The sequence below is a fragment of the Nitrosomonas sp. ANs5 genome, from assembly GCF_050584665.1.
GTDB lineage: Bacteria > Pseudomonadota > Gammaproteobacteria > Burkholderiales > Nitrosomonadaceae > Nitrosomonas.
On record NZ_JBEUDO010000118.1, the window covers coordinates 1 to 2376 of the forward strand.

Consider the following 2376-nt stretch of genomic DNA (forward strand, 5'->3'; position numbering starts at 1 on the left):
ATTTTCCTAAACCCACACAAAATTTTTTTGTCGTATTGCGTATGGGTTTAGGACACAAGCTAACAAAAATCTTGCTTGAGTAATTAGTTTTCTGACATAGGAGAAGGTGAAGTGTCTTCGATTGTTAACAGCGTAACAACTCTGCGTTGAAAGCACCCGCCAGTTGATGATGCAGCTAGACTCGCTTGCAATTGGTCGAAATACAACGGCAACAAATAAGAATCGAAACCAATTGGATGGGGAGCAGGAAGCCTGGTTATCGTCCTGAAGCTGGTGCAATCAAGTCCAGCAATTAGACAATCCAGAATATACAGTGGTGAGAATTTTTGTGGCTCCCCGACCAGGGCTCGAACCTGGGACCTGCGGATTAACAGTCCGTCGCTCTACCAACTGAGCTATCGGGGAATGTGTGGCTATCGCTACAAGGCCCGTATGTTAGACTCTTCAGCCGATTTGGTCAACTTTTCTGCGCAAGTCGTGCGCTATTTCTGTAAATGCTGTTTTTACATTTAACCGATATCCAGCCATGCAAGGATTGATTCGATTACTTGCCCGTTTTCGCTATGCCAGCCGGCTGTTTGGGATCACGGTGTTTTTCTGCTTGTTTGCCAGTGGCACGCAGGGTTACGCGGGATATGCTGTCGTCTCAGCCCATCCGCTTGCCACCCAGGCGGGTGAGCGCATTCTGCAGCAGGGTGGCAATGCTTTCGATGCGGCGGTGGCTGTGGGTGCAGCGCTGGCAGTGGTCGAGCCCTATGCTTCGGGTTTGGGTGGAGGCGGGTTCTGGTTGTTGCACCGTGCCAGAGATCAATTCGAAGTCATGGTGGATGGCCGGGAAACCGCGCCAGGCAGGGCACATGCTGCGATGTATCTGGATCAGGCCGGCAAACCGGACCATCAGGCCGCGCTGCAAGGCGCATTGGCAGCCGCCATTCCAGGCACGCCTGCGGCCTTGGCGCATATCGCGCAGAAATACGGACGGTTGCCGCTGGCGGCAAGCCTGGCACCGGCCATACGGCTTGCGCGTGCAGGGTTTGCCATCGACGAGCGGCTGGCCGGGGTGATCGCCAATCAACGCGCCAAGCTGGCTGCCGAACCTGGCGGTGCGCGTGTTTTTCTGCCACGAGGACAGGTGCCGTCACCCGGAGAATGGCTGCGGCAACCGCAGTTGACGGCGACTTTGACCAAACTCGCCCAACATGGCGAAGCCGGTTTTTATCGAGGGTCTGTCGCGGCGGAATTGGTGCGTGCCGTCGAACAAGGGGGCGGTATCTGGACCGCTGAGGATTTGGCCGCATATCGCGTGATTGAGCGTAAACCGGTCTCCTTTACCTTTCAGGGCGCGCACATTACGACTGCCAGTCTGCCCTCAGCCGGCGGGCTTACGCTGGCGCAGGCGCTGAATATTCTGGAGCGTTTCCCGCTCGGCAAACTGAGCGCGGTCGAGCGCGCGCATCTTGTCGTGGAAGCGATGCGGCGGGCCTACGAGGATCGCGCCAAATACTTTGGTGACAGCGATTTCGTTAAAGTCGATGTGCAAAAATTTATCAGCAAGGATTATGCCCGCGAGCGGGCGGCGACAATCGATATGCACAAGGCAACGCCGCTGGTTCCCCAAAGCGTTGCGCCCGAACGGGCGGCGGAGTTGTGCGGCTGGCCGGCGGTCGCGGTCAGCGATGGGCCGCCTGTGCCATCGATCGCGGCTGAAGTGTTGTGCCGATTGTCCTGCTTGGCGGCAGGCATGCAGCAACCCGAGCGCCGGGAAGGCATGAATACCACCCATTATTCGATCCTGGATGGTGAGGGCAACCGGGTTGCTGCCACGTTGAGCATCAATACCTTCTTTGGATCAGGCTTCATGGCCGGGGAGACCGGCGTGGTTCTCAACAATGAAATGGACGATTTTGCGATTGCACCCAATGTGCCCAATGTATATGGATTGTATGGCGGGCGGGCCAATATGATCGCGCCCGGCAAGCGGCCTTTGTCCAGCATGTCGCCAACCTTCGTGACCCATGAGCAGGGTATTCTGATCGCGGGCACGCCCGGCGGGTCGCGCATCATCAGCATGCTGCTTTTGTCGATTATCAATTTTGTCGATCAGGGGCAGACCGATCCGCAAAAGCTGGTCGCTGGTGCCCGCTATCACCATCAGTATCTGCCAGATGAAATCGTGCTCGAGCCCGACGCGTTCGATTCCGCGTGGATTCGCGCCCTGGAGGACAAGGGGCATGCAGTCAAGACAGCAGCCCGGCGCTGGGGAAACATGCAGCTGATTTATTTCGATCGCCATTCCGGCAAGGCGAGCGTGGCCAGTGATCCGCGCGGCAGTGACTACATCCGCTATTGATTAGGCAGCATCCGTCAGCCCGAATA

The 2376-nt window shown here is 57.0% G+C and carries 1 protein-coding gene and 1 tRNA gene; one reads left to right on the forward strand and one right to left on the reverse strand.

Annotated elements, in window-relative coordinates; genetic code table 11:
- Positions 1-329: 329 nt before the first annotated feature.
- Positions 330-405 (reverse strand) — tRNA-Asn (locus ABTW62_RS13845).
- A gap of 121 nt (positions 406-526) precedes the next feature.
- Between ABTW62_RS13845 and ggt the strand changes: the two genes are divergently transcribed.
- Complete coding sequence (gene ggt / locus ABTW62_RS13850; protein ID WP_430905160.1) at positions 527-2350, forward strand: gamma-glutamyltransferase; 1824 nt, start codon at positions 527-529, stop codon at positions 2348-2350.
- Positions 2351-2376: the final 26 nt, after the last annotated feature.

What these genes read in the sequence shown, in the direction of transcription:
- ggt (WP_430905160.1), top strand. Translation starts at nt 527, where the DNA reads ATGCAAGGATTGATTCGATTACTTGCCCGTTTTCGCTATGCCAGCCGG.